At 61.4% G+C, this 25,726-nt stretch carries 21 protein-coding genes; 11 read left to right on the top strand and 10 right to left on the bottom strand.

The window, feature by feature from the left end:
* Positions 1 to 125: 125 nt before the first annotated feature.
* Positions 126 to 1,211 carry a tRNA (uridine(54)-C5)-methyltransferase TrmA gene (gene trmA / locus NPS29_RS24450; RefSeq protein ID WP_274135749.1) on the bottom strand — a complete coding sequence of 362 codons (1,086 nt, stop codon included), beginning with the start codon at positions 1,209 to 1,211 and terminating at the stop codon, positions 126 to 128.
* Positions 1,208 to 2,503 (bottom strand): NCS2 family permease, encoded by a 1,296-nt coding sequence (locus tag NPS29_RS24445; RefSeq protein ID WP_274135748.1) that lies wholly within the window; start codon positions 2,501 to 2,503, stop codon positions 1,208 to 1,210. The genes trmA and NPS29_RS24445 overlap by 4 nt, the downstream gene beginning before the upstream one ends.
* Positions 2,504 to 2,809: 306 nt before the next feature.
* On the opposite strand from NPS29_RS24445, the gene choX reads away from it, so the two are divergent.
* The 5 genes from choX (at position 2,810) to NPS29_RS24420 (ending at position 7,889) form a co-directional block, all read left to right on the top strand.
* On the top strand, positions 2,810 to 3,751 hold the full coding sequence (choX, locus tag NPS29_RS24440; RefSeq protein ID WP_274135747.1) for a choline ABC transporter substrate-binding protein: 942 nt from the start codon (positions 2,810 to 2,812) through the stop codon (positions 3,749 to 3,751).
* 137 nt (positions 3,752 to 3,888) lie between these two features.
* Positions 3,889 to 4,821 carry an alpha/beta hydrolase gene (locus NPS29_RS24435; RefSeq protein WP_274135751.1) on the top strand — a complete coding sequence of 311 codons (933 nt, stop codon included), beginning with the start codon at positions 3,889 to 3,891 and terminating at the stop codon, positions 4,819 to 4,821.
* 439 nt (positions 4,822 to 5,260) lie between these two features.
* Positions 5,261 to 6,700 (top strand): cytochrome ubiquinol oxidase subunit I, encoded by a 1,440-nt coding sequence (locus NPS29_RS24430; RefSeq protein WP_274135746.1) that lies wholly within the window; start codon positions 5,261 to 5,263, stop codon positions 6,698 to 6,700.
* A 3-nt stretch (positions 6,701 to 6,703) separates the two neighbouring features.
* Positions 6,704 to 7,711 (top strand): cytochrome d ubiquinol oxidase subunit II, encoded by a 1,008-nt coding sequence (gene cydB / locus NPS29_RS24425; protein WP_274135745.1) that lies wholly within the window; start codon positions 6,704 to 6,706, stop codon positions 7,709 to 7,711.
* 10 nt (positions 7,712 to 7,721) lie between these two features.
* Positions 7,722 to 7,889, top strand: coding sequence for a DUF2474 domain-containing protein (locus NPS29_RS24420; RefSeq protein WP_274135743.1), 168 nt, complete (start codon positions 7,722 to 7,724; stop codon positions 7,887 to 7,889).
* Positions 7,890 to 8,002: 113 nt separating this feature from the next.
* On the opposite strand, the gene NPS29_RS24415 is transcribed toward NPS29_RS24420, so the two are convergent.
* Both NPS29_RS24415 and NPS29_RS24410 read right to left on the bottom strand, forming a co-directional pair.
* Complete coding sequence (locus tag NPS29_RS24415; RefSeq protein WP_274135741.1) at positions 8,003 to 9,127, bottom strand: methyltransferase; 1,125 nt, start codon at positions 9,125 to 9,127, stop codon at positions 8,003 to 8,005.
* Positions 9,128 to 9,281: 154 nt separating this feature from the next.
* A complete protein-coding gene (locus NPS29_RS24410; protein WP_274135739.1) occupies positions 9,282 to 9,518 on the bottom strand; it encodes a helix-turn-helix domain-containing protein in 237 nt (78 codons plus the stop codon).
* A 325-nt stretch (positions 9,519 to 9,843) separates the two neighbouring features.
* Between NPS29_RS24410 and NPS29_RS24405 the strand changes: the two genes are divergently transcribed.
* Positions 9,844 to 10,620, top strand: coding sequence for a ferredoxin--NADP reductase (locus NPS29_RS24405; RefSeq protein WP_274135737.1), 777 nt, complete (start codon positions 9,844 to 9,846; stop codon positions 10,618 to 10,620).
* A gap of 139 nt (positions 10,621 to 10,759) precedes the next feature.
* On the opposite strand, the gene mscL is transcribed toward NPS29_RS24405, so the two are convergent.
* Positions 10,760 to 11,209, bottom strand: a complete 450-nt coding sequence (gene mscL, locus NPS29_RS24400; protein WP_274135735.1) for a large-conductance mechanosensitive channel protein MscL — start codon at positions 11,207 to 11,209, stop codon at positions 10,760 to 10,762.
* A gap of 196 nt (positions 11,210 to 11,405) precedes the next feature.
* Between mscL and radA the strand changes: the two genes are divergently transcribed.
* Positions 11,406 to 12,776 (top strand): DNA repair protein RadA, encoded by a 1,371-nt coding sequence (gene radA / locus NPS29_RS24395; protein WP_274135734.1) that lies wholly within the window; start codon positions 11,406 to 11,408, stop codon positions 12,774 to 12,776.
* A 119-nt stretch (positions 12,777 to 12,895) separates the two neighbouring features.
* Here the strand turns inward: radA and NPS29_RS24390 are convergent, their stop codons facing one another.
* Positions 12,896 to 13,264 carry a PilZ domain-containing protein gene (locus NPS29_RS24390; protein ID WP_274135733.1) on the bottom strand — a complete coding sequence of 123 codons (369 nt, stop codon included), beginning with the start codon at positions 13,262 to 13,264 and terminating at the stop codon, positions 12,896 to 12,898.
* A gap of 134 nt (positions 13,265 to 13,398) precedes the next feature.
* Here NPS29_RS24390 and NPS29_RS24385 point away from each other — a divergent pair, with 134 nt between their 5' ends.
* From NPS29_RS24385 to yjiA, 3 genes are all read left to right on the top strand, one after another.
* Positions 13,399 to 15,468: a carbon starvation CstA family protein gene (locus tag NPS29_RS24385; RefSeq protein ID WP_274135732.1), complete on the top strand. Its 2,070-nt coding sequence runs from the start codon at positions 13,399 to 13,401 to the stop codon at positions 15,466 to 15,468.
* Positions 15,469 to 15,494: 26 nt separating this feature from the next.
* Positions 15,495 to 15,692: a YbdD/YjiX family protein gene (locus NPS29_RS24380; RefSeq protein WP_274135730.1), complete on the top strand. Its 198-nt coding sequence runs from the start codon at positions 15,495 to 15,497 to the stop codon at positions 15,690 to 15,692.
* Positions 15,693 to 15,831: 139 nt separating this feature from the next.
* Positions 15,832 to 16,800 (top strand): GTPase, encoded by a 969-nt coding sequence (yjiA, locus tag NPS29_RS24375; protein ID WP_274135728.1) that lies wholly within the window; start codon positions 15,832 to 15,834, stop codon positions 16,798 to 16,800.
* 163 nt (positions 16,801 to 16,963) lie between these two features.
* Here the strand turns inward: yjiA and glyA are convergent, their stop codons facing one another.
* On the bottom strand, positions 16,964 to 18,217 hold the full coding sequence (glyA, locus tag NPS29_RS24370; protein ID WP_274135727.1) for a serine hydroxymethyltransferase: 1,254 nt from the start codon (positions 18,215 to 18,217) through the stop codon (positions 16,964 to 16,966).
* A gap of 240 nt (positions 18,218 to 18,457) precedes the next feature.
* Entirely contained in the window at positions 18,458 to 22,297 is a 3,840-nt protein-coding gene (locus tag NPS29_RS24365) for a sensor domain-containing protein (RefSeq protein WP_425312554.1), read from the bottom strand.
* A gap of 386 nt (positions 22,298 to 22,683) precedes the next feature.
* Between NPS29_RS24365 and ettA the strand changes: the two genes are divergently transcribed.
* Positions 22,684 to 24,348 (top strand): energy-dependent translational throttle protein EttA, encoded by a 1,665-nt coding sequence (gene ettA / locus NPS29_RS24360; RefSeq protein WP_274135726.1) that lies wholly within the window; start codon positions 22,684 to 22,686, stop codon positions 24,346 to 24,348.
* A gap of 285 nt (positions 24,349 to 24,633) precedes the next feature.
* Here the strand turns inward: ettA and NPS29_RS24355 are convergent, their stop codons facing one another.
* Together NPS29_RS24355 and NPS29_RS24350 are read right to left on the bottom strand one after the other, a co-directional pair.
* Positions 24,634 to 25,131 carry a GreA/GreB family elongation factor gene (locus NPS29_RS24355; protein ID WP_274135724.1) on the bottom strand — a complete coding sequence of 166 codons (498 nt, stop codon included), beginning with the start codon at positions 25,129 to 25,131 and terminating at the stop codon, positions 24,634 to 24,636.
* Positions 25,132 to 25,215: 84 nt separating this feature from the next.
* Positions 25,216 to 25,575 carry a hypothetical protein gene (locus NPS29_RS24350; protein ID WP_274135722.1) on the bottom strand — a complete coding sequence of 120 codons (360 nt, stop codon included), beginning with the start codon at positions 25,573 to 25,575 and terminating at the stop codon, positions 25,216 to 25,218.
* Positions 25,576 to 25,726: the final 151 nt, after the last annotated feature.

The following is a 25,726-nucleotide window of genomic DNA, read 5'->3' as shown; positions in this document are numbered from 1 at the left end:
GGCGATCTTGAGGACGCCCCCGCCGGCAAGCCGTGCTGCTACGGGTTCGGTGTTAACGGCGCACTAGCAGTGTGTCAGTTTGCTTATCGTTCCCATGCGGAGCGTGGGAACGATCATAAAGGCGTTTACCGGCGAACCAGCAACACACCCGATTCCATATGATGGGTATACGGGAACTGGTCAAACAATGCACAGCGCTCCACCCGGTGGGTGTCGTGCAGCTGGGCGATGTTGGCGGCCAGGGTTTCCGGGTTGCAGGAGATGTACAGGATGCGCTCGAAACGCCGGGTCAGCTCGCAGGTGTCCGGGTCCATGCCGGCGCGGGGCGGATCGACGAAAACGCTGCCGAAGTCGTAGCTTTTAAGATCCACACCGGCCAGACGCCGGAACGGGCGCACGTCATTCAGCGCTTCGGTCAGCTCTTCAGCCGACAGCCGCACCAGGGTGACGTTATCCACAGCGTTGTCCGCCAGATTGCTCAGCGCAGCGTTGACCGAGGTCTTGCTGATCTCGGTGGCCAGCACTTTGCGTACGCGGGTTGCCAGCGGCAGGGTGAAGTTGCCGTTGCCGCAATACAGCTCAAGCAAGTCATCCTCACGCTCGCCCAGGGCTTCGAAGGCCCAGCTCAGCATCTTCTGGTTCACCGTGCCGTTGGGCTGGGTGAACGCGCCTTCGGGCTGGCGATAGCTGAAGGTGCGGCCGGCCACGTCCAGTTGCTCGGTCACGTAATCGCGGCCGATCACCAGACGCTGGCCCTTGGAGCGGCCGATCACGCTGACGTCGAGGTCCTTCGCCAGTTGCTCGGCTTCTTGCTGCCAGGCCTCGTCCAGCGGGCGGTGGTAGCACAGGGTGACCATGCCGTCGCCTGCCAGGGTGGTCAGGAAGTCCACCTGGAACAGCTTGTGATTGAGCGTCTTGCTGGCTTCCCAGCGCTCGCGCAGCACCGGCATCAGCGCGTTGATCTGCAGGCTTGCGATGGGAAAATCGTCGATCAGGATCGGCGTGTGCTTGTCGCCGGGGGCAAACATCGCGTAATGGCGCTTGCCCTCTTCGCGCCACAGCCGGAACTCGGCGCGCAGGCGGTAATGCTCGCGCGGCGAATCGAAAACCTGCGGCTCGGGTGCGTCGAACGGCTTGAGCAGCTCGCGCAGCCGCTCGGCTTTTTCGTCGAGCTGACGGCTGTAGCTCGCGGGGTCGAAAACAGAACTCATGCGTTGAACCAGCCCAACTTGATCACGAACAGGATCGACAGAATCACCAGTGCCGGATTCAACTCACGGCCACGGCCGCTGAGCAGTTTGATCGCTGTCCAGGAAATGAAACCAAAGGCGATGCCGTTGGCGATGGAGTAGGTGAACGGCATCGCCAGGGCGGTGATGACCACCGGCGCGGCTTCGGTGATGTCGTCCCAGTTGATTTCCGCCAGGCCCGAGGTCATCAGCACGGCCACGAACAGCAGGGCAGGGGCGGTGGCGTAGGCCGGAACGCTGCCTGCCAGCGGGGCGAAGAACAGCGCCAGCAGGAACAGCACCGCGACCACGATGGCGGTCAGGCCCGTGCGGCCACCGGCGCTGACGCCCGCCGCCGACTCGATGTAGCTGGTGGTGGTCGAGGTGCCCAGCAGGGAGCCGGCCATCGCTGCGGTACTGTCGGCGACCAGCGCACGGCCCATTTTCGGCATGTGCCCGTCCTTGCCCATCAGCCCGGCGCGTTTGGCGACGCCGATCAGGGTGCCGGAGTTGTCGAACAGGTCAACGAACAGGAACGCGAAGATCACGCTCACCAGGCCAATGTTCAAGGCGCCTGCGATGTCCAGTTGCAGGAAAGTCGGGGCCAGCGACGGCGGCATCGACATCACGCCGCCGAACGGGGAGAAGCCCAGCAGGATCGAAACGATGGTCACCGCCAGAATGCCGATCAGCACCGCACCGCGCACTTTCAGGGCTTCCAGCGCCACGATCAGCACGAAGCCCAGGGTCGCCAGGATCGGTGCCGGTTGTTTCAGGTCGCCCAGGCCGACCATGGTCGCCGGGTTGCTGACCACGATGCCGGCGTTGTGCAGGGCGATCAGCGCCAGGAACAGGCCGATACCGGCCGCGATGGCCGAGCGCAGCGGCAACGGGATGCTGTTGATGATCCATTCGCGGATGCGGAAGATCGACAGCAGGAAGAACATCACCGCCGAAATGAACACCGCACCCAGCGCCACCTGCCAGGTGTGCCCCATGTGCAGCACCACGGTGTAGGTGAAGAAGGCGTTCAGGCCCATGCCCGGCGCGAGCGCGATCGGGTAGTTGGCGATCAGGCCCATGACCGTGGAGCCGATGGCGGCGGCCAGGCACGTGGCGACGAATACAGCACCCTTGTCCATGCCGGTCTCGCCGAGGATGCTCGGGTTGACGAACAGGATGTAGGCCATGGCCAGGAAGGTGGTGACCCCGGCCAGGATTTCGGTGCGCACATTGGTGTTATGTGCCCTGAGTTGAAACAGCCGCTCCAGCATTTATGGCTTCCTTTGGCGCATGGCGCCGTGAGTTGAATCGACTAATAGAGAAAAGCACAGCCTGTCGAAACAGCCTGCATAAATTCTGCCAGTCGGAAAAAGCCGCGCATCATACCAGCAGGTTTGGCCAATGGGGTGGGATGTCGCCCCAGTGCAAGCACAGGTCGCGCTGGTGCGTTTCGCGCCGGGTGGGGCTGCGTAATTTGCTCCAACGCGGCAGCATTCGAATAGCCGTGGGTCTTGAAGCCTTAAAAGAACTGCCAAAAAGAGCTGATTAAAAATAACGAGCCGACCCGAGGAGCACGCATGAAGAGATTTATTCGTCAGATCAGTTGCGGTGTGTTGATGCTGAGCAGCACGGCCTTGATGGCAGCCGAGCCTGCCAAATGCCAGAGCGTGCGCATGGGTGTGGTCAACTGGACCGACGTGATCGCCACCAGCGCCGTGGCCGAGGTGCTGTTGCAGAACATGGGTTACGACGTCAAGCAGACCAGCGCCGCTCAACAGATCGTCTTCGGTGGCCTGCGCGATGACCGCCTGGACGTATTCCTCGGTTACTGGAAACCCGCGATGGACAAGAACATCGCACCCTTCGTGGCCGCCAACCAGGTCAAGGTTTTCGACACCCCGAGCATGAACGACGCCCAGGCCACCCTGGCCGTGCCGCAGTACGTGGCCGACGGTGGCCTGAAGACCTTCGCCGACATCGCCAAATTCAAGGACAAGCTGGGCGGCAAGATCTACGGCATCGAGCCCGGCACCGGCGCCAACGCCAACATCAAGGGCATGATCGAGAAGAACCAGTTCGGCCTGGGTGGCTTCCAGTTGGTGGAGTCGGGCGAGGCGGGCATGCTGGCCGCCGTGCAGCGCGCTACCAAGCGTAACGAATGGGTGGTCTTCGTGGGCTGGACCCCACACCCGATGAACATCAACATGAAAATCGCTTACCTTACCGGCAGCGAGGACGTGTTTGGCCCGGGTGAAGGTGCGGCGACCGTATCGGTGGTGACCGCCCCGGATTACGCGACCCGTTGCCCGAACGTCAACAAACTGATGAGCAACCTCAAGTTCACGGCGGCGCAGGAAAGCCAGATGATGGTGCCGATCATGGACCGCAAGGCCCCGAACGACGTCGCCAAGCAATGGCTCAAGGATCACCCCGAAGACGTGAAGCGCTGGCTCGATGGCGTGACCACCTTCGACGGCAAGGACGCGACAGCGGCCGTGCAGGTGGCGGTGAACAAGTAAACAACGACGATCATATGTAGCAGCACGGCTTGCCGGCGGGAGCGTTGTATCAGGCGACTTATTCGTCACAGACACACCGCCCCGCCGGCAAGCCGTGCTGCTACGGGGCGTTTGCGCCTGATAGATAGTGGAGGCGCCTGATGCCTTATCCCCTGTCGCCAGAAATGGCGAACTTCGTCGAAAAGACCCTCTCCTACAACGTTGATTCGCTGGATATCGCGAATCAGCGTCGTGCCTATTCGCGCATGTGCGAAGCCTTTACGCCGACGCGCCCCGCTGAACTTTCCGTCAAGGATTTCAGCCTGGGTGGGGTGGCGGTCCGCAGCTACCGCCCTCATCATCTTTCCCTCGAACATCCTTCTCCCTGCGTGCTGTACCTGCACGGTGGCGGCTGGGTGGTGGGGGATCTGGATTCCCATGACTTCCTCACCGCAGCCCTGGCCACGGACCTCAACGCCGTGGTGATCGCCGTGGACTACCGGCTGGCACCTGAAGACCCTTTTCCCGCTGGTCTTGAGGATTGCCTTGAGGCGTGGCATGCGTTGCAGGCCCAGGCGCAACGGCTGGATATCGACCCGCGCCGCGTTGCCATCGCCGGAGACAGTGCCGGCGGCAACCTCGCCGCAGCAGTCTGCCTGGCCTTGCGCGAAGCGGGCGAGCGCCAGCCGGTGGGCCAGGCGTTGATCTACCCAGGGCTGGGCGGCGCTGATGAGTTGCCGTCGCGCAGCGAGTGTTTCGATGCGCCATTGCTGGGCACGCCGGATCTGGCGTTCTACCGCAACCTGTATATGGCGCAAGACGAGCGATCGCCTTTGGCCATGCCCCTCAATGCCACCGACTTCCGAAGGCTGGCCCCGGCCTTCATTGCCGTCGCGCAGTTCGATCCGCTGCGCGATGACGGCGTCTGCTACGAGCGCGCCCTGCGCGAGGCCGACGTGCCCACCGAATTCGACCCGGGCCTTGGCCTGGTTCATGGCAGCCTGCGCGGCAAAGGCCGGGTACCGGAAGTGGATGCGCTGTATCGGCGGCTGGTCGCGGCGCTGCTGGGGTTTCTGCGCAGCTCCCTATGATTCACGCGGTCCCGTAGCAGCCGGGCTTGCCCGCGGGGGCGGCCTCAAGATCGCCCCCGCCTGTAGGAGTGAGCTTGCTCGCGATACGTCCGGTCAGACACCGCTGTGTCGTCTGGTACACCGAATCGCGAGCAAGCTCACTCCTACAGGCATCAACAGGTGAGACAACTCGCCACGCGGCAAAAGACCACGCAGGTCATGTGCCGAAATGGGACTACTCTTTCAACGTTGGTTGACCTGCATCAATCGCTTTTGGCGATTCGATTGACCGGTCGGCTGGACACAATCCCCATGAGATCACCGCGAAGCTTTTCCCGTGTGGCCTGAGCGCGAAATCAAAAAGAACAATTGCACGCAGGCGTACTCAATACTTCGTGGGGGGGCAGTCGCCCAAAGGCCCCCAGGTCTGATGCCGGTATCACCTGATAGAGGAAGACCTATGTTCGGTTTAGAGGCGCTCGATCTCGCCCGAATTCAGTTCGCGTTCACCGTATCGTTCCACATTCTGTTTCCTGCCATCACCATTGGCCTTGCGAGCTTTCTCGCGGTGCTCGAAGGTCTGTGGCTCAAGACCCACGACAACACCTACCGCGATCTGTACCACTTCTGGTCGAAGATCTTCGCCGTCAACTTCGGCATGGGCGTGGTCTCCGGGCTGGTCATGGCCTACGAGTTCGGCACCAACTGGAGCCGGTTCTCGGATTTTGCCGGCGCGATCACCGGTCCTTTGCTGACCTACGAAGTGCTCACCGCCTTCTTCCTCGAGGCCGGTTTCCTGGGCGTGATGCTGTTCGGCTGGAACCGCGTGGGGCGCGGGCTGCACTTTTTCGCCACCGTCATGGTTGCAGTGGGCACTTTGATTTCGACCTTCTGGATCCTGGCGTCCAACAGCTGGATGCAGACCCCGCAGGGCTTCGAAATCGTCGACGGCCGGGTGATTCCGGTAGACTGGCTCGCCGTCATCTTCAACCCTTCATTCCCCTATCGCCTGGCGCACATGGCCATTGCCGCATTCGTCGCCACGGCGTTCTTCGTCGGTGCCTCGGCGGCCTGGCACCTGCTGCGCGGGCGCGATAACCCGGCCATTCGCCGGATGCTCTCGATGGCCATGTGGATGGCACTGATCGTCGCGCCCATTCAGGCGGTGGTCGGTGATGCCCACGGTTTGAACACGCTGGAACACCAGCCGGCGAAGATCGCGGCCATCGAAGGGCATTGGGAGAATATCGGCGACGAACCCACCCCGCTGATCCTGTTCGGCATCCCCGACATGAAAGAGGAGCGCACCAAATACGCCGTAGAAATCCCGTATCTGGGCAGCCTGATCCTGACCCACAGCCTGGACAAACAGATCCCGGCGCTCAAGTCGTTCCCGCCTGAAGACCGTCCCAACTCGTTGATCGTCTTCTGGTCGTTCCGGGTCATGGTGGCGCTGGGCATGCTGATGATCTTCGTCGGCCTCTGGAGTGCCTGGCTGCGCTGGCGCGGCGGGCTGTACAGCAATCGCCTGTTCCTGGGGCTGGTGATGTGCATGGGTCCGGCTGGCCTGATCGCGATGCTGGCAGGCTGGTTCACCACGGAAATCGGACGTCAGCCGTGGGTGGTCTACGGGCTGATGCGCACTGCAAACGCGTCTTCAAACCACAGCGTAGAGCAGTTGACCATCACTCTGGTGCTGTTCGTCCTGGTGTATTTCATGCTGTTCGGCGCAGGGTTCGGCTACATGATGCGCCTGGTGCGCAAAGGGCCGAAAACCCATGAAGGCGATGACACGCCACATGGCGGGCCGGGCCAGAAACGCACGCCTGCACGTCCTCTCTCCGCTGCCGACGAAGGCAGCGAAGAAGGCCACAAAGACACCGTGCGTGAGGGGAACTGAGTCATGGGTATCGATCTTCCACTGATCTGGGCCGTGATCATCATCTTCGGCCTCATGATGTACGTCGTCATGGACGGCTTCGACCTCGGGATCGGCATTCTCTTTCCGTTCATCAAGGGCAAGACCGATCGTGACGTGATGATGAACACCGTCGCACCGGTCTGGGACGGCAACGAAACCTGGCTGGTGCTGGGTGGCGCTGCGTTGTTCGGCGCGTTTCCGCTGGCGTATTCGGTGATTCTCGAAGCGCTGTACCTGCCACTGATCTTCATGCTCATCGGCCTGATCTTCCGTGGTGTGGCGTTCGAGTTTCGCTTCAAGGCAACCGACGCCAAGCGCCACCTGTGGGACAAGGCGTTCATCGGTGGTTCGCTGGTGGCGACCTTCTTCCAGGGTGTGGCGCTGGGGGCCTACATTGATGGCATTCCGGTGGTCAATCGCGCCTATGCGGGCGGAGGGCTGGACTGGCTGACGCCGTTCTCGCTGTTTTGTGGTGTCGCGCTGATCGCCGCATATGCGTTGCTGGGCTGCACCTGGCTGATCATGAAAACCGAAGGCGCCCTGCAGAAGGCGATGCACGATCTGGCCCGGCCTCTGGCACTCGTCACGCTGGCGGTCATGGCAGCCGTCAGCCTGTGGACGCCGCTGGCCCATGCGGAAATTGCCGATCGCTGGTTCAGCATCCCGAATCTGTTCTGGTTCATGCCTGTGCCGGGGCTGGTGCTGGTCACCCTGTACTTCTTCTTCAAGGCGATCGAGCGCAACGCGCACTACACGCCGTTTCTGCTGACGCTGGTGCTGGTGTTCCTGGGCTATAGCGGGCTGGGCATCAGTCTGTGGCCAAACATCATTCCGCCCGCGGTCTCGATCTGGGACGCCGCTTCGCCGCCGCAGAGCCAGGGGTTCATTCTGGTCGGTACGCTGTTCATCATTCCGTTCATCCTGGGTTACACCTTCTGGAGCTACTACGTGTTCCGCGGCAAGGTCACCCACGAAGACGGCTACCACTGAGGACGCGGCGATGACCGGCAAGGATTCTCTGAATGAAGACGATGCGGCTGTGAAAAAGCCGCTCTGGCAGCGGCTTGGCTGGCTGGTGGTGATCTGGACAGGCAGTGTGCTGGCGTTGTTCGTCGTCGCCAGCCTGCTGCGGATGTTCATGACAGCGGCGGGGATGAAAACCCACTGATCAACCCACCCTGTAGGAGCGCGCTTGCCCGCGACGGCGTAGAGTCAATCACATGTTAGTTGACTGACACACCGGCGTCGCGGGCAAGCGCGCTCCTACGTTGTGGGGTGGGGTTACTTGCGGGCCTTGAGAATCACGAACTTCGGCGTCGCCGCCACTTGCTCTACCCCACGGAACAGCCGCGCCAGCTTGGCGTGGTAGCCCAGGTGCCGGTTGCCGACGATGTACAGCGCGCCGCCGGTGACCAGCGCCGAGCGCGCCTGCTGGAACATGCGCCAGGCCAGGAAATCGCCCACCACTTGCTGCTGATGGAACGGCGGATTGCACAGCACCACGTCCAGCGAATCCTCTTCCTGACCCGCCAGGCCATCGCCCGCGCGAATCACCGCCTCACGCTCCCCCAGCGCCAGCCGCCAGTTTTCCCGGGCCGATTGCACCGCCATGTACGACTCATCCACCAGCGTGTACTGCGCGTCGGGGTTGGCCAGTGCGCTGGCAATCGCCAGCACGCCGTTGCCGCAGCCCAGGTCCGCCACCCGGGCATTGCCGAGGTTTTTCGGCAGATGCGGCAGGAACGCTCGGGTGCCGATGTCCAGGCCGTCGCGACAGAAGACGTTGGCGTGGTTGACCAGCTCGATCTTCGGCTCATCCAGGGTGTAGCGGGTCGGGAAGGGCGATGCTTGAAACGGCTTGGCTTCAGGGGTGCAGAACAGCAGCCGGGCTTTCTTCACGGCAAGCGAGGCCTGCACCGGGCCGATGTACTCTTCCATCAGCTCACCGGCCGAGCGTGGCAGGTGTTTGATCATGCCTGCCGCGACTACCCTGGCATCCGGGGCCAGTTGGCCTTGCAGGCGAATCAGTTGTTCTTCCAGCAGTGCCAGGGTTTTCGGCACGCGGATCAAAACCCAGTCGAAGGGCCCGACCAGCGGCTCGCTCGCCGGAATCACCGGCACGGCATCGAAGACCTGGCCGTTACGGGCGAGGTTTTTCTCCAGCGCCTGGACGCCCAGGAACGAGTCAGTACTGCTGAACACGCTTGCGTGGGGCGCGAGGCTCGCCGCCAGTGCGCCGAAGTTGTCGTTGAGGATCAGCACCCGGGTCTGCAACGTCAGGCCATGCTCGGCCACGTGGTTGAGCAGGTACTCGTCGGCCGCATCGAAGGCCTGCAACGGTTCATCCGACTGCTCGGGCTGGCGAATCAGGTCGAGCTGGGCGAAAGGCGTGGTAAGCAGGGGCATGGGCAGGGTATTTCCATTCGTTGACGACGCGATCAAGCAGTGCGCGGCATGACATCATGCCGCGCTGGGTGACTCGCGAAATCGGCGATTTTACGTGTTTTCCGCTGCCTGTACCTGAGGTTTTTATGGGTCGGCGAATGCGTCCGCATCCCGGCTAGAAGAGCCCATGCAGCGCGGCGTGGACGACTGCCGATGTCTTGTTGCGCACGCCGATCTTGCGCATGGCGCTGCCGATGTGGAAGTTCACCGTGCGCAGCTTCACATCCAGAATGATCGCCACTTCCGCGGCGGTCTTGCCCTCGGCCGACCATTTGAGCACTTCAACCTCCCGAAGCGTCAGGCCTTTGTAGTCGTGTGATTGGACCGCGATATTCGTACTCAGGTGTTCCATGGCCAGCCTCCATGCGCGCTTCGTCAGATCCCTTTCTGGATGAAGTCTAGGAAAGGATGCCAGTGGATGACGGGGTGTTCGCAGGGTGCCGGCCAGCCTGCATCACGACGCAATGAATGGATGTATTTAGTAATTTCTTTTAAATCAGTTGCTTGCAGGCGTTTTGCTGCGGGCCTGCGACGCCTTCGCGATAACGCCTATCGCGAAATACTCTAAAAGCCGCGCCACGGATTTGCCGATACCACTACAAACCCGCGGTGTTTATAACCGTCGGTTTGCGGGACACTGAGCGTATTGATTGCAATCGAAGGAGCCCGGAGCGCCCATGAACGCCAGTGCAGAGAAATTCACCCGGCAAACGCTGCTCGACGTCACGCCGCTGACCCCCAGCCTGTTCACCCTGCGCACGACCCGTGATGCCGGCTTTCGCTTCACCGCAGGCCAGTTCGCGCGCCTGGGCGTGACCAAGGCCGACGGCAGCACCGTGTGGCGGGCGTATTCGGTGGTGTCGTCGCCGTTCGACGAGTACCTGGATTTCTTCTCGATTGTGGTGCCGGGTGGCGAGTTCACCAGCGAACTGAGCCGCCTGCGTGCGGGCGACACGCTGATGGTGGAAAAGCAGGCCACCGGCTACCTGACCCTGGACCGTTTCACCGATGGCCGTGATTTGTGGATGTTATCCACAGGCACTGGCGTAGCGCCGTTCCTGTCGATTCTGCAGAACTTCGAAGTCTGGGAAAAGTTCGAGCGCATCATTCTGGTGTACAGCGTGCGCGAGGCGGCGGAGCTGGCGTATCAGGAGCTGATCGCCGAGCTGACCCGGCGCGAATACCTGGCCGAATACGCCCACAAGTTCCAGTTCATCGCCACGGTGACCCGCGAAGAACACCCCGGCGCGTTGCATGGGCGTATTACCACGTTGATCGAGAACGGGGAGCTGGAGCGAGTGGCGGGCGTGGAACTGACGCCTGAACATTCGCGAGTGATGATATGCGGCAACCCGCAGATGATCGAAGACACCCGCGCGCTGCTCAAGACCCGCGACATGCGCCTGGCCCTGAACCGCAAGCCGGGGCAGATCGCGGTCGAGAATTATTGGTAAAGCCGCCGCTCCCCCCCGTAGCAGCATGGCTTGCCGGCGGGGGGATTTCAAGGACGCCCCCGCCGGCAAGCCGTGCTGCTACGGATCAGTGGGCAGACACAGATTCTGCAAACACCCTGCTACGCGGCAAAGGGGGATGTCATACCAACCGATCAGGATTGACCTGAATCGGTGCCGCCGGTTTGCTGTTCTGCTCTTTGAGCAGGTCGCGGATTTCGGTCAGCAGGGTTTCCTGTGGGGTCGGAACGGGTGGCACGGTCGGGGCCTTGGCTTCTTCGCGTTTGAGGCGGTTGATCGCCTTCACACCCATGAAAATGGCGAACGCCACGATGATGAAGTCGATCACGGTCTGGATGAATTTGCCGTAGGCCAGTACCACTGCCGGGGCCGTTCCTTCCGCGCCTCGCAACGTGATCGCCAGATCACTGAAGTCCACGCCGCCAATCAGCAGCCCCAGGGGCGGCATGATTACATCGCCGACGAACGACGAAACGATCTTGCCGAATGCCGCGCCAATGATGATACCGACGGCCATGTCGACCACGTTTCCTTTGACGGCAAAGGCTTTGAACTCGCTTAGTACGCTCATGGTGTATTCCTTTGTTACAGATGAGGGTGGTGGATGCAGTGTATGACAGCTACACGCATCTCGCGTAATCCCTGCAATCGACCGGGTCTGTACGTGGAAGTTTTATCCGATTGCGTGCAAAACCTCGTCACGAGCCGCATTCCACCGGGTTTCTGGCCATGAGGTATGATTGGCCCTTTTTTGCGGCGGGGGTTCCATGGCCAAGGCCAAACGCATGTATGGCTGCACCGAGTGCGGCGCGACCTTTCCCAAGTGGGCGGGGCAGTGTGGCGAATGCGGCGCGTGGAACACGCTGACCGAGACCATGATCGAAAGCGGCGGCGCAGCGCCCCCCAGCGGTCGCTCGGGCTGGACCGGCCAGCAGGCGCAGATCAAGACCCTGGCCGAAGTCAGCGTCGAAGAGATTCCGCGCTTCTCCACCAACTCGGCCGAGCTTGACCGGGTGCTGGGCGGCGGCCTGGTGGACGGCTCGGTGGTGCTGATCGGCGGCGATCCCGGCATCGGCAAATCGACCATCCTGCTGCAGACCCTCTGCGCCATCGCCGAACGCATGCCCGCGCTGTACGTGACCGGCGAGGAATCGCAGCAACAGGTCGCCATGCGCGCCCGGCGCCTCGGCCTGCCCCAGGACAAGCTGCGGGTCATGACCGAAACCAGCATCGAGAGCATCATCGCCACGGCCCGGGTCGAGAAGCCCAAGGTCATGGTCATCGACTCGATCCAGACCATCTTCACCGAGCAACTGCAATCGGCGCCGGGCGGCGTCTCGCAAGTGCGTGAAAGCGCAGCTCTGCTGGTGCGCTACGCCAAGCAGAGCGGCACGGCGATTTTCCTGGTAGGCCACGTGACCAAGGAGGGCGCACTGGCCGGGCCTCGCGTACTCGAACACATGGTCGACACCGTGCTGTATTTCGAGGGTGAATCGGACGGTCGTCTTCGCCTGTTGCGGGCGGTGAAGAACCGCTTCGGCGCGGTCAACGAACTGGGTGTGTTCGGCATGACTGACAAGGGCCTGAAAGAAGTCTCCAACCCGTCGGCGATCTTTCTGACCCGTGCGCAGGAAGCCGTTGCAGGCAGCGTGGTCATGGCCACGTGGGAAGGCACCCGGCCGATGCTGGTGGAGGTGCAGGCGCTGGTGGATGACAGTCACCTGTCCAACCCGCGTCGGGTGACCCTGGGCCTGGATCAGAACCGCCTGGCGATGCTGCTGGCGGTTCTGCATCGCCATGGCGGCATTCCGACCCACGATCAGGACGTGTTTCTCAACGTGGTCGGCGGGGTGAAGGTGCTGGAAACGGCATCTGACCTGGCCTTGATGGCCGCCGTGATGTCGAGCCTGCGCAATCGCGCGCTGCCGGGTGACCTGCTGGTGTTCGGCGAGGTGGGGCTGTCGGGTGAAGTAAGGCCGGTGCCGAGCGGGCAGGAGCGATTGAAAGAGGCCGCCAAGCACGGCTTCAAACGCGCCATCGTGCCCAAGGGCAATGCGCCGAAGGAATCTCCGCCAGGCCTGACCGTGATCGCCGTGACCCGGCTCGATCAGGCGCTGGATGCGTTGTTCGAGGAGTAGCACCTGGCGGCCGCAACCCTTGTAGGAGCGCGCTTGCCCGCGATTGCGGTGTGTCAGACAACATTGATGTTTCAGACACACCGCAATCGCGGGCAAGCGCGCTCCTACAGTGGTATTGCTCACACCTCGATCAACGCCGCCAACTCCCGCTCGAGCTCCGCAGGATCGGCCAGGTTCAGCTCGATCAGCCGCCGCAAGTGCGTCACCGATTCCAGCCCGATGTGTTCGCAGACAAAACCCAGGTGATTGTGATCGTCGTGGGTCAGGCGCACTTCCATGCGCACGTCGATATCGACGTTCAAATGGATATCGACAATGAAGGGCTCATCCGGATTGCCCTGCCAGGGCGAAGGGCGTTCGATCAAAAGTCCTTTGAGTGACAGATCGATCAAATGCACCGGCCAGCTTTTCGGGCCTTGGGTCAGTTCGGTCTTGGCATCGAACGAGATACGTTTAAAACGGCGACGCTCTTCGTGGGAATCTGTCATGAGTCGACTTCTCCTTGGATGTTTTGACTATAGGTCAAATCCGGCGCTAGACCATTGTGGGGGTGGCCTTTCGCTTCAGCGGCGCTAAACTCAATAGGCCGTTCAAAACAAGTCCACTCAGTTGGAAATAAAAAATGAAAAACAATAATAGTCTGCTGCGCCATGTGCCCTGGCTGATTGTTGCGATTCTCGGGGCCTGGGCCCTGGGGGTGGTTGCATTGCGTCGGGGAGAGGCAATCAACGCACTCTGGATCGTGGTCGCTGCGGTCGCTATCTACCTGGTTGCCTATCGTTACTACAGCCTGTTCATCGCATCGCGCGTCATGCAATTGGACCCGAACCGGGCCACGCCTGCCGTGCTCAACAATGACGGTCTTGATTACGTTCCGACCAACAAACACATTCTTTTCGGCCACCATTTTGCTGCCATTGCCGGGGCAGGCCCGCTGGTCGGTCCGGTGCTGGCTGCGCAGATGGGCTACCTGCCCGGCACCCTCTGGCTGATTGCCGGCGTTGTACTGGCCGGTGCCGTGCAGGACTTCATGATCCTGTTCCTCTCCACTCGCCGTAACGGCCGTTCGCTGGGCGACATGGTCCGCGAGGAAATGGGCCGCATCCCGGGCACCATCGCCCTGTTTGGCTGCTTCCTGATCATGATCATCATCCTTGCGGTGCTGGCGCTGATCGTGGTCAAGGCCCTGGCCGAGAGCCCGTGGGGCATGTTCACTGTCATGGCGACCATCCCGATCGCGATGTTCATGGGCGTGTACATGCGCTTCATCCGCCCGGGCCGTATCGGTGAAATTTCGGTGATTGGCGTGGTCTTGCTGCTGCTGTCGATCTGGATCGGTGGCCATGTCGCTGCAAGCCCTGAGTGGGCACCGGTGTTCACCTTCACCGGCGTGCAGATCACCTGGCTGCTGGTGGGCTACGGCTTCGTTGCGGCCATGCTGCCGGTCTGGCTGGTACTGGCACCGCGCGACTACCTTTCGACCTTCCTGAAGATCGGCACCATCGTCGCCCTGGCCATCGGCATCCTGATTCTGGCGCCTGAGCTGAAAATGCCAGCCCTGACCCAGTTCACAGACGGTTCCGGACCGGTGTGGAAAGGCACCCTGTTCCCGTTCCTGTTCATCACCATCGCCTGTGGTGCGGTGTCGGGCTTCCATGCGCTGATTTCGTCGGGTACTACGCCGAAACTGCTGGATAACGAAGTCAACGCCCGTTACATCGGTTACGGCGGCATGCTTATGGAGTCGTTCGTGGCGATCATGGCGATGGTGGCGGCTTCGGTGATCGAGCCAGGCATCTACTTCGCGATGAACAGCCCGGCGGCGATTGTCGGCGGTGACGTCAACGCGGTTGCACAGATGGTCAGCAGTTGGGGCTTTGTCATCACCCCGGATCAACTGACCGCCGTGGCCAAGGAAATTGGTGAGAACACCGTACTGGCCCGTGCCGGTGGTGCGCCGACCCTGGCCGTCGGTATCGCGCAGATCCTGCATCAGGCCTTCCCTGGTCAGGACACCATGGCGTTCTGGTACCACTTCGCGATCCTGTTCGAAGCGCTGTTCATCCTGACGGCCGTTGACGCCGGTACCCGTGCCGGTCGCTTCATGCTGCAGGACCTGCTCGGCAGCTTCGTGCCTTCGCTCAAACGCACCGAGTCCTGGACTGCCAACGCCATCGGCACCGGTGGTTGCGTGGCGCTGTGGGGTTATCTGCTGTACCAGGGCGTGATCGATCCGCTGGGTGGCATCAACACCCTGTGGCCGCTGTTCGGCATCTCCAACCAGATGCTGGCGGGTATCGCGCTGATGCTGGCCACGGTTGTACTGATCAAGATGAAGCGTCAGCAGTACGTCTGGGTCACGATCCTGCCGGCCTCCTGGCTGTTGATCTGCACAGTGACTGCGGGCTTCATCAAACTGTTCGACCCAAGCCCGGCCGTTGGTTTCCTGGCGCTGGCGAAGAAATACAGCGCGGCGGCTGACGCCGGTCAGATCCTGGCCCCGGCCAAGACCGCCGACCAGATGCAGCATGTGATCTTCAACGCGTACACCAACGCGGCGCTGACCACTCTGTTCCTGTTCGTGGTGCTGAGCATCCTGTTCTACGCGATCAAGGTCGGCCGCGCCGCCTGGATCAAGAAAGAACGCAGCGACAAGGAAGCGCCATTCCAGGCCTTCCCGAAAACCAACTGAGTGCGCTGTAAGGCGAGGAGCTGCATATGTTCAATGACCTGAGTCGTCTGGGTAAGTATCTGGGTCAGGCCGCGCGCCTGATGGTCGGCATGCCGGACTACGACACCTATGTCGAGCATATGCAGACCAAACACCCTGACAAGCCGGTGATGTCGTACGAGGCGTTCTTCCGGGAACGCCAGGATGCGCGTTACGGCGGCAAGGGTGGGCCGAAGTGCTGTTGATTTCTTGATCGTTTGGTACGTTACCCTGTAGGAGTGAGCTTGCTCGCGATTGCGGACTGTCAGGCACGATGATTTACCTGACACGACGTCATCGCGAGCAAGCTCACTCCTACAGTCATTTTTGTGCTGGAGATTTCTTGTGTTCACACCCATCCCCGTCACCGTTCTGAGTGGTTTTCTCGGCGCGGGCAAGACCACATTGCTACGTCACCTGCTCAAGGCCGAACACGGCCTGAAAATCGCCGTGATCGAAAACGAATTCAGCGACGCAGGTGTCGATACCCAGTTGCTGGGCGATGAGCCGGTACAAGTGATGACCCTGTCCAACGGCTGCGTGTGCTGCACCATTCACACCGACCTGACCAAGGCGCTGGTCCTGCTGCTGGAGCGGCTGGACAGCGGCGAGATCGCCTTCGACCGCCTGGTGATCGAATGCACCGGCCTTGCCGACCCGGCGCCGGTGGCCCAGACCTTTTTCATCGATGAAGAACTGCGTGAGCGTTACATCCTCGACGGCATCATCACCCTGGTGGACGCCGCCCACGCCGACACCCACCTGGAGCAGACCATCGCCCAGGCGCAGATCGGTTTCGCCGACCGCCTGCTGGTGAGCAAGACCGATCTGGTGGAGGAGGCGACGTTCAAGGCTTTGAGCGAGCGCCTTACCCGCATCAACCGCCGTGCGCCGATCCGCGTGGTCGAACACGGCAAGATCGACCTCGCCGAACTGCTGGACGTGCGCGGCTTCAACCTGAACGCGGATGTCGGCGGGATGGTCCTGCGTCCGGTCGCACCGGCAGGGCGCGGCATCGACCGCATCAGCAGCCTGGTGCTGCGCAGCGACAAGGCGCTGGATATCGACAGGCTCAGCGAGTTCATGAACGAACTGCTGGAAGACCACGGCAAGCAACTGCTGCGCTACAAGGGCGTGCTGAACATCTCAGGCGAAGACCGCAAGCTGGTGTTTCAGGGCGTGCTCAAACTCTACGGTTTTGATTTCGACGTGGAGTGGGGTGCAGACGAGAAACGCGAAAGCGTGATCGTGTTCATCGCCGACGAGTTGCCGGAAGAGAAGATTCGCGAAGGGTTTGCCAGAGTTTCAATCTGAACGCAGAGCCTGTAGGAGTGAGCTTGCTCGCGATGCGTCAATTCAGACACCGGAGCGGTGAATGGCACGACGTATCGCGAGCAAGCTCACTCCTACAGGGAACGGTGCGTATAACAAAAAGCCCGGCTCAAGAGCCGGGCTTTTTCATATCAGGCAACCGCTATCAAGCGCCGTAAACCGGCAGCTTGGCGCAGATGGCCTTGACCTTCTCGCGAACGGCGTCGATCACCGCTTCGTTGTTCAGGTCAGCCAGGATGTCGCAGATCCAGCCAGCCAGTTCCTTGCACTCTGCTTCCTTGAAGCCGCGAGTGGTCACAGCCGGGGTGCCGAAGCGCAGGCCGGAGGTGACGAACGGGGAGCGCGGGTCGTTTGGCACCGAGTTCTTGTTCACGGTGATGAAAGCCTTGCCCAGTGCGGCGTCGGCGTCTTTACCGGAGATGTCCTGTTTGATCAGCGACAGCAGGAACAGGTGGTTCTCGGTACCGCCGGAAACCACGTCGAAGCCACGCTCGATGAACACGGCGGCCATGGCCTTGGCGTTCTTGACGACTTGTTGCTGGTAAGTCTTGAACTCAGGCTGCAGCGCTTCCTTGAAGCAGATCGCCTTGGCAGCGATGACGTGCTCCAAAGGGCCGCCCTGGCCGCCCGGGAATACGGCGGAGTTCAGTTTCTTCTCGATCTCGGCATTGGCGCGCGCCAGGATCAGGCCGCCACGTGGACCGCGCAGGGTCTTGTGGGTGGTGGTGGTCACGACGTCAGCGAACGGAACCGGGTTCGGGTAGACGCCAGCGGCGACCAGACCGGCCACGTGGGCCATGTCGACGAACAGGTAGGCACCGACCTTGTCAGCGATGGCGCGGAAACGGGCGAAGTCCAGGACCTGCGAGTAAGCCGAGAAACCGGCCACGATCATTTTTGGCTTGTGCTCGACAGCCAGACGCTCGACTTCGTCGTAGTCGATCAGGCCGTTGCCGTCGATGCCGTACTGAACAGCGTTGTACAGCTTGCCGGAGGAGGAAACGCTGGCGCCGTGGGTCAGGTGACCGCCGTGGGCCAGGCTCATGCCCAGGATGGTGTCACCGGCGTTCAGCAGGGCCAGGTAGACGGCGCTGTTGGCCTGGGAGCCAGCGTGTGGCTGGACGTTGGCGTAGTCGGCGCCGAACAGCTCCTTGGCGCGGTCGATGGCCAGTTGCTCGACGATATCGACGTACTCGCAACCACCGTAGTAACGCTTGCCTGGGTAGCCTTCGGCGTACTTGTTGGTCAGCACCGAGCCCTGGGCTTCCATGACGGCAGGGCTTGTGTAGTTTTCCGAGGCGATCAGCTCGATGTGCTCTTCCTGGCGCTTGGCTTCCTGTTCCATAGCGGCATACAGGTCGGAGTCGTACTTGGCGATAGTCAAATTACGGCTGAACATGGCGGTCCTCGGGGATCGTGCAGTAGAAAAGGGGGGCATTCTACAACATCGGGTTTTATATGGCATATGAAAGGCGGTCATGTCGTGGACAAGCGGCTTTCATCCACAACCTGTAGGAGCGCGCTTGCCCGCGACCGGGTGTGTCAGCCAGTGCAGCGGTGTCTGCCTGGACGCGATCGCGGGCAAGCGCGCTCCTACAAGGATCAAGCCTCGGCAAGCCGGCCTGCTACTGGTCTGCTCTTAATCGATCATGAACAGGGCATCATTACTGAATTGCGCCTCGAAGCGCTGCGCCGGCATCGGCCTGCCGAACAGGTAGCCTTGCACCTCGTCGCAACCATGCTCACGCAGAAAATCCAGCTGCTCGTGGGTTTCCACGCCTTCGGCGATCACCGCCAGGTTCAGGCTGTGGGCCATTGCGATGATGGCGCGGGCGATCTGGGCGTCCTGCTCGCCCGAGGGCAGGCCGTCGACGAAGGTGCGGTCGATCTTCAGCACATCGATGGGGAACTGTTTGAGGTAGTTCAGCGATGAATAACCGGTGCCGAAGTCGTCCACCGCGATGCTCAGCCCCAGCCGCTTGAGGCTGTCGAGGATATGCATGGCCTCGCTGACTTCGCGCATCAGGATACTTTCGGTCAGCTCCAGCTCAAGGCACGCCGGCGGCAGGCCGGTTTCCTGGAGGATGTTGGCGATACGCGTGCCCAACTGGCCATCGGAGAACTGCCGCGCGGAAATGTTCACCGACACTTTCGGCACCCGAACCTTGGCCAGGTGCCACTCGCGCAACTGACGACAGGCTTCCTTCAGCACCCATTCGCCGACTTCCACCACCAGCCCCAACTCTTCGAGCACCGGAATGAAATCCCCCGGCGGCACCAGGCCACGGCGTGGATGGCGCCAGCGCAGCAGGGCTTCTGTACCGGTCAGGCGCTTGCCGTCGCCGCTGAACTGCGGCTGGTAATAGAGGGTGAACTCCTCCTGCTCCAGCGCGTGGCGCAGGTCGCTTTCCAGCTCCAGACGCTCCAGGGCGCTGGCGTTCATATCCGCCTGGTAGAACTGGAAGTTGTTCTTGCCACGCTCCTTGGCGTGGTACATCGCCGTGTCGGCGTTCTTCATCAACTGGCTCAGCTCGTTGCCGTCCTGGGGGCTCAGGGCGATGCCGATACTGGCGGTGACGAAAAACTCCCGGCCTTCCAGCACGAAGGGTTTCACCAGGCTTGCGAGAATCTGTTCGGCCACATGAATGGCCCGGGTCAGTGCTGCCTGCTGGGTGGCGCCGGGTTGCAGCAACAGGGTGAACTCGTCGCCGCCCATGCGTGCCACGGTATCGTCCTCGGCCACGCAGGCGAGCAGGCGCGAGGCCATTTCCTTGAGCATGCGATCCCCTGCGGCATGGCCCAGGGAGTCGTTGATCGGCTTGAAGCGGTCGAGGTCCAGGAACATCAGCACCACCCAGGCGTGCTGGCGCTCGGCGTGCTGCAGCGCGGTGTGCAGGCGGTCCTGGAACAGCGTGCGGTTGGGCAGGTGGGTCAGGGCGTCGTAGTAGGCCAGGCGGTGAATGCGCTGTTCGCTGGCCTTGCGCTCGCTGATGTCACTGAAGAAGCACACGTAGCTGGCTAGGTCGCCTTCATCGTCCAGCACCGCAGTGATGCCGACCCATGCCGGATAGTGTTCGCCGTCACGACGCTTGAGCCACAGCTCGCCCTCCCAACTGCCGCGCTGGTTCAACTGCTTGAGGATGTAGCCCATGTGGGCTTCCTGCTGGTCGTCGACCGTCAGCATCATCGGCAACTGGTCCAGCACCTGGGACACGGCGTAGCCGCTGACCCGGCTGAAGGCATCGTTGGCCTGCACGATGTAGCCGGCAGGGTCGGTAATCAGGATGGCCGAAGTCGAGTGCTCGAACACGGTTGCGGCCATGCGGAGGTCTTTTTCCGCACGGCGCTGCTGACTGATATCACGGCCAACACCGAGAATGCCTTCAAATGCGCCGGATTCGTCCCACACCAGAACCAGACGCAACTCCACCGGAATCTTGCGCCCATCGGCACGCAGGCAGTCGAACAGGAACAACTGCGTGGTGATTTCACGGCGCAGGGCCGCCAGCGCTTCGGGTTTGTTCAGCGCTTTGCCAATCACGTGCAGCAGCGAATTCAGGCTGGTGAGTTGCTGCGGGTTGGCGATGATCGAGTTCCAGCCGTTATCCAGAATCCATTCGGCGCTGTACCCCAGCACGGTGTTGACCGATGGGCTGACGTAGTTGGGCGCAAGCTTGGGGTCGGTGGAAAAGATCACGTCGCTGATGCTTTCGGCGAGCATCCGGTAGCGCTGCTCGCTGTCACGCAGGGACTGGCTGGCTTCGATCTGTTCGGTGATGTCCTTGGCCACGCCGATGATGCGCGTGACCTGGCCATCGCTGTCCGGCGCCAGGGCCTGCTCGCGGATGTCGAAACGCCGCCAGTTGCCGCGCCGGTCGCGAAAGCGCAACTGGCACTCGGTCAGCGCGCTCAGACCTTGTTCGCTGCGGGCCAGGCGCAGTTGCTCGTAGGGTTCGGCGTCATCGGGATGCAGCAGGATTTCCCAGAAGTATTCGCCCATCTGCTGCAGTTCTTCGCGGCTATAACCGAGCGTGTGCCCCAGGTGGTGGTTGCTGTAGATCATGCGCCGGGTCACGACGTCCTGGACGTACAGATGGTCGGGCACGGTGCGCACCACATCCGACCAGAAACTCTCGCGCTCCAGCAGTTCGATTTCGGTCTGCTTGCGGTTGGTGATGTCGTTGATGTTCAGGATCACCGAATTGAAGTCTTCGGGCTGCTCGGGCAGGCGCACCACCAGCCATAGATGCTGGTCCTGGCCTTGCGCGTCGGGCAGCAGGATTTCCAGTTCCAACTGAGGCTGGCCATCGAGCACCGCGCCGATCAGTTGCACGCCAATGCCCTGGCGGGAACGCGGGCAGCCCTCGATCAACTGCTGCCAGACCTTCTGCGCGGAATCAGCGCGCAGCAGGCTGGAGGCCACCTGATTGACCTCGGTGATGCGCAACTGATGCAGCAGGCCCTTGAGTTGGTCTGGGTGATTGATCAGCCGCTTTTGCAACTCCTCGCTGCTGTTCAGTTGCAGGTGCTTGAGGTATTCCGGCAGGCCCGAGAGGTCGAGCACGCACAGCGCGACGCCGGTGCCTTCGAAGATGTCCTTGTAGCGTCGGCGGCTCTCATGCAGTTGCAACTGGCGACGACGCAGGCTGCGTAGCGCGAGCAACGGCACGATAGAGCAGAGCAGCGCGATCAGGCATTTGCCCAGCAACGGCGCAATCAGCGCTTCCCGAGCCCGGTCCGGGTCGAACAGCCCGCGCAACTGCCAGTCGCTGTTGGCCACAGGCTCCAGCAGCACGGTCTGCAGATTGCCACCAGCGGCCTGGCTGTCACTGGGCTCACCCTGGAAAACCAGGTGCAGGGACGAGGTGTTCTCAAGCCGCCAGAGTGGCCGGTAGTCCTGTGCGCTCTGGCGGGTCAGGGAATTCAGCGCCTGTGGGTCCAGGCGTATGGCCCAGTAGCGCTGGTTGTCATTGCCGGGCTGGCGAACCAGCAGGTAGAACAGCGAGCCGTCCGGCGCATCGGCATAGTAGTAAGGATGCCCTTCGACCCGTGCGTGCAATTGAGTCAAGAAACTGACGTCCTTGCTGTCCGTGGCGCTGTCCATTGCGATACCCGCCGAGCTGTCCAGCCAGGCGACACTGAGCAGCCCCGGCATGGATTTGCGCAGGCGCTCAAGCATCGCTGCAGTCTGCGCCTGGGTCTCGGGCTTGCCGTTGGCGTCGTCCAGCAGGTTCAACGCGACCTGGGCATTGAGCGCCATGTTCAGGCTCAGGCGGTCGGCCAGCTGGATGCTGTAATCGACGCTGCGCTGATGCTGGCGATCCTGGGTCTGTTGGAACTGCTCAACCAGCTGCCATAACAAAAGCACGAGCATCAGCAGCACCAGCACTGCCAGTGCGCCTTTGAACGAGCCCCGTAAAGGCGCGGACGCCGCGCTATTGGAGGAACGCAACGGAGGAGTGGGTGCTGGTGTGGACAAACTGTGATCCTGACTGCTGGACTGAATCAGCGTGTGCGAAATGCACTATAAGCTGGACGCCCAAAGGGCGGCTAGCATGCCTTGAGTTGTGGCTAAGTGCCAGCCCCATTGGGCTGCGCGGTTTGCCCTGTTGACGGCATTCGGGTAGCTTTGCGGCACGCGCGAGGTGCCCGATTCCTGTAATTTTTCATAATGCTTGCAATCCTTGCTCCAGCTTTATGACTTACGCGGTAAGTTTTCTGTCGCAGCTTTTCTGGTCAAGCCTTAACCAATTCAAGGCCCGGATACGCCACACGGCAAGTTGCGACGATAAATAAAAAGCATTTTTTGCAACGGAGCACTAAGCTCGCGCCCTTATTCACTGTCCCAATCCAGGTTTTCATTCCATGGCTCAATACGTCTTCACCATGCATCGGCTGAGCAAGGTTGTTCCGCCGAAGCGGGAAATCCTGAAAAACATCTCCCTGTCGTTCTTCCCCGGCGCCAAGATCGGTGTCCTGGGCCTCAACGGTTCGGGTAAATCCACGCTGCTGAAAATCATGGCCGGTGTCGACACCGAGTTCGATGGTGAAGCGCGCCCGATGCCGGAACTGAACGTCGGTTACCTGCCGCAGGAACCGCAACTGGACCCGACCAAGACCGTTCGTGAAGTGGTCGAGGAAGCGGTCAGCGTGATCAAGGACGCCCAGGCGCGTCTGGACGAGGTCTACGCCGCCTACGCCGAGCCGGATGCCGATTTCGACAAACTGGCCGCCGAACAGGCCAAGCTCGAAGCCATCCTGCAGGCCAGCGACGGCCACAACCTCGAGCGTCAGCTGGAAGTCGCCGCCGATGCGCTGCGCCTGCCGGCCTGGGATGCCAAGGTCGAGCACCTGTCCGGTGGCGAGAAGCGCCGCGTGGCCCTGTGCCGCCTGCTGCTGTCGGCCCCTGACATGCTGCTGCTGGACGAACCGACGAACCACCTGGACGCCGATTCCGTCGCCTGGCTCGAACACTTCCTGCACGACTTCCCGGGCACCGTGGTTGCGATCACGCACGACCGTTACTTCCTGGACAACGTCGCTGGCTGGATTCTGGAACTCGACCGCGGCGCCGGTATTCCGTACGAGGGCAACTATTCGGGCTGGCTGGAAGCCAAATCCGATCGTCTGGCCCAGGAATCCAAGCAGCAGTCGGCTCACGAGAAGGCCATGAAAGAGGAACTGGAGTGGGTGCGCAAAGGCGCCAAGGCTCGTCAGTCCAAATCCAAGGCCCGTCTGCAGCGCTTCGAAGAAATGCAGTCGCAGGAATTCCAGAAGCGTTCGGAAACCAACGAGATCTACATCCCGGCCGGTCCGCGCCTGGGTGACAAGGTCATTGAATTCAAGAACGTCACCAAGGGTTACGGCGACCGCGTGCTGATCGACAACCTGTCGTTCTCCATGCCTAAAGGCGCCATCGTTGGTGTGATTGGTGGTAACGGTGCGGGTAAATCCACGCTGTTCCGCATGCTGATGGGCAAGGAGCAACCGGATTCGGGCTCCATTGAAATCGGTGAAACCGTGCAACTGGCCTGCGTCGACCAGAGCCGTGACGACCTGGACGGCAGCAAGACCGTATTCGCGCAGATCTCCGACGGTTCCGATCAGATCAAGATCGGCAGCTACGAGATTCCGTCGCGTACCTATGTCGGCCGTTTCAACTTCAAGGGTGGCGATCAGCAGAAGTTCGTGAAGGATCTGTCCGGTGGTGAGCGTGGTCGCTTGCACCTGGCGCTGACGTTGAAAGAGGGCGGCAACGTCCTGCTGCTCGACGAACCGTCCAACGACCTGGACGTTGAAACCCTGCGTTCCCTGGAGGAAGCCCTGCTGGACTTCCCGGGCGCCGCTATTGTGATCTCCCACGATCGGTGGTTCCTGGACCGCGTCGCGACTCACATCCTGGCCTACGAAGATGATTCGCAGGCGGTGTTCTTCGAAGGCAACTACACCGAGTACGAAGCCGACCGCAAGAAGCGCCTGGGCGAAGCAGCGGCCCAGCCGCACCGCGTGCGTCACAAGAAGCTGGCCTGATCGGGGCCAGCGTCATGAAAAACGGAGCCTTCGGGCTCCGTTTTTTTTTGGACAAGTTTCTGTCGTGCGGGATGGGGATAACGACGATTGTCGATCAGTGATGATTTGTGGGAGCGGGCTTGCCCGCGAAAGCGGTGGGTCAGACTCCTTTGATGCGGCAGGTGTGACGCATTCGCGGGCGAGCCCGCTCCCACAAATATGGCTTGGCGTATCGGCTGCGAGTACATACATAAATTCGAGCTTGATCCCCTGTAGAGTATCCAAGGGCGCAGTGGCTCCGTTTTTTCAAACATCCGCCTCAATCTGCACCACCTCGATCACCTGATCTCCCGCCGGGCGCTGCCAGGTGACTTCGTCGCCCACGTGCGCGCCCATCAGCGCCTTGCCCAGCGGCGAGGCCCAGTTGATGAGCTGGCTCGCGGCATCAGCCTGATCTTCACCCACCAATTGCACCCGCTGCTGCACGTCCTCTTCATCGGCGAAGGTCACCCAACTGCCGATCTGCACCTTGTCAGTAGAGATGGCAGGTGTCACCACCTGAGCACTGTGAAGACGCTGATTGAAATAACGCAGATCCCGTTCGATATCCGCCAGCCGCTGCTTGTCTGCACGCTCACCGCGCGCCGACTGCTCGCTGTGCTGTGCCTGCAACGCGGCGACATGGGCCTGCAACTGGGCAAGACCGCTGGCGGTCACGTAATTGGGTTGCGCGCTGACGTGCCGCTCCACCGGCTGGCTGACCTGCGCGGCAGCGGCGTCTTCGTTGACGAAGGCCCGACTCATGGCGTGCTCCCTGTTCAGTACATGAAGGTTGGGCCATCCTTGCACTCCAGAAGTTTCGCCAGATGCCCCGCAGCGACATGGCCTTCAGCGAGAGCGATACGCCTTGGCCGCGTCCTGGGTCTTCTCTTGTTCCCAGGCGCGGTCGCGGTCGTTCCAGACGCTGTCGCGACCCTGATCCTGAACGTTGTGGTTCTCCAGTTGCGCCTGACACTGGCGGAAACCATCCCCCCAGCCCTGCGCGTAAATCGTGTCACGCAAGTAACGCGGCACGTCCTTCTTGTATTGGCCCTTCATGACATCCACTGCCTGCCGCCCACTGCCGCAGCCATCCTGGAAACCGTCCGCAAATGCCGGCGGATAACCTTCGGCCAGTAATTGGTCGTGGGTAGACTGACAGCCGGCGACAACCACAAGACACCACAGCACAACCCAACGCGCGTTCATATCCATTTCCTCTACAGATATGAAAAATTCTAGAAGCATATCTGTGAGTTATTTGTAAAAGCGGTGTGAGAAATCCATTGGCCGATGTCCGGTACGGGTCGATTAGTTCCGCGATCCCGCCTGACGGTAATTAAACCTGAAAAAACTTTTA

It is taken from the genome of Pseudomonas putida, from assembly GCF_028682175.1.
GTDB lineage: Bacteria > Pseudomonadota > Gammaproteobacteria > Pseudomonadales > Pseudomonadaceae > Aquipseudomonas > Aquipseudomonas putida_AD.
The sequence above is the reverse complement of the archived record's forward strand: the minus strand, read 5'-3'. Positions and strand labels throughout refer to the sequence as shown.

Bases quoted from the DNA above. Each gene is read 5' to 3' on its own strand.
- trmA (WP_274135749.1), bottom strand. From the start codon at position 1,211: ATGAGTTCTGTTTTCGACCCCGCGAGCTACAGCCGTCAGCTCGACGAA.
- NPS29_RS24445 (WP_274135748.1), bottom strand. From the start codon at position 2,503: ATGCTGGAGCGGCTGTTTCAACTCAGGGCACATAACACCAATGTGCGC.
- choX (WP_274135747.1), top strand. From the start codon at position 2,810: ATGAAGAGATTTATTCGTCAGATCAGTTGCGGTGTGTTGATGCTGAGC.
- NPS29_RS24430 (WP_274135746.1), top strand. From the start codon at position 5,261: ATGTTCGGTTTAGAGGCGCTCGATCTCGCCCGAATTCAGTTCGCGTTC.
- cydB (WP_274135745.1), top strand. From the start codon at position 6,704: ATGGGTATCGATCTTCCACTGATCTGGGCCGTGATCATCATCTTCGGC.
- NPS29_RS24420 (WP_274135743.1), top strand. From the start codon at position 7,722: ATGACCGGCAAGGATTCTCTGAATGAAGACGATGCGGCTGTGAAAAAG.
- NPS29_RS24415 (WP_274135741.1), bottom strand. From the start codon at position 9,127: ATGCCCCTGCTTACCACGCCTTTCGCCCAGCTCGACCTGATTCGCCAG.
- NPS29_RS24410 (WP_274135739.1), bottom strand. From the start codon at position 9,518: ATGGAACACCTGAGTACGAATATCGCGGTCCAATCACACGACTACAAA.
- NPS29_RS24405 (WP_274135737.1), top strand. From the start codon at position 9,844: ATGAACGCCAGTGCAGAGAAATTCACCCGGCAAACGCTGCTCGACGTC.
- mscL (WP_274135735.1), bottom strand. From the start codon at position 11,209: ATGAGCGTACTAAGCGAGTTCAAAGCCTTTGCCGTCAAAGGAAACGTG.
- radA (WP_274135734.1), top strand. From the start codon at position 11,406: ATGGCCAAGGCCAAACGCATGTATGGCTGCACCGAGTGCGGCGCGACC.
- NPS29_RS24390 (WP_274135733.1), bottom strand. From the start codon at position 13,264: ATGACAGATTCCCACGAAGAGCGTCGCCGTTTTAAACGTATCTCGTTC.
- NPS29_RS24385 (WP_274135732.1), top strand. From the start codon at position 13,399: ATGAAAAACAATAATAGTCTGCTGCGCCATGTGCCCTGGCTGATTGTT.
- NPS29_RS24380 (WP_274135730.1), top strand. From the start codon at position 15,495: ATGTTCAATGACCTGAGTCGTCTGGGTAAGTATCTGGGTCAGGCCGCG.
- glyA (WP_274135727.1), bottom strand. From the start codon at position 18,217: ATGTTCAGCCGTAATTTGACTATCGCCAAGTACGACTCCGACCTGTAT.
- ettA (WP_274135726.1), top strand. From the start codon at position 22,684: ATGGCTCAATACGTCTTCACCATGCATCGGCTGAGCAAGGTTGTTCCG.
- NPS29_RS24355 (WP_274135724.1), bottom strand. From the start codon at position 25,131: ATGAGTCGGGCCTTCGTCAACGAAGACGCCGCTGCCGCGCAGGTCAGC.
- NPS29_RS24350 (WP_274135722.1), bottom strand. From the start codon at position 25,575: ATGAACGCGCGTTGGGTTGTGCTGTGGTGTCTTGTGGTTGTCGCCGGC.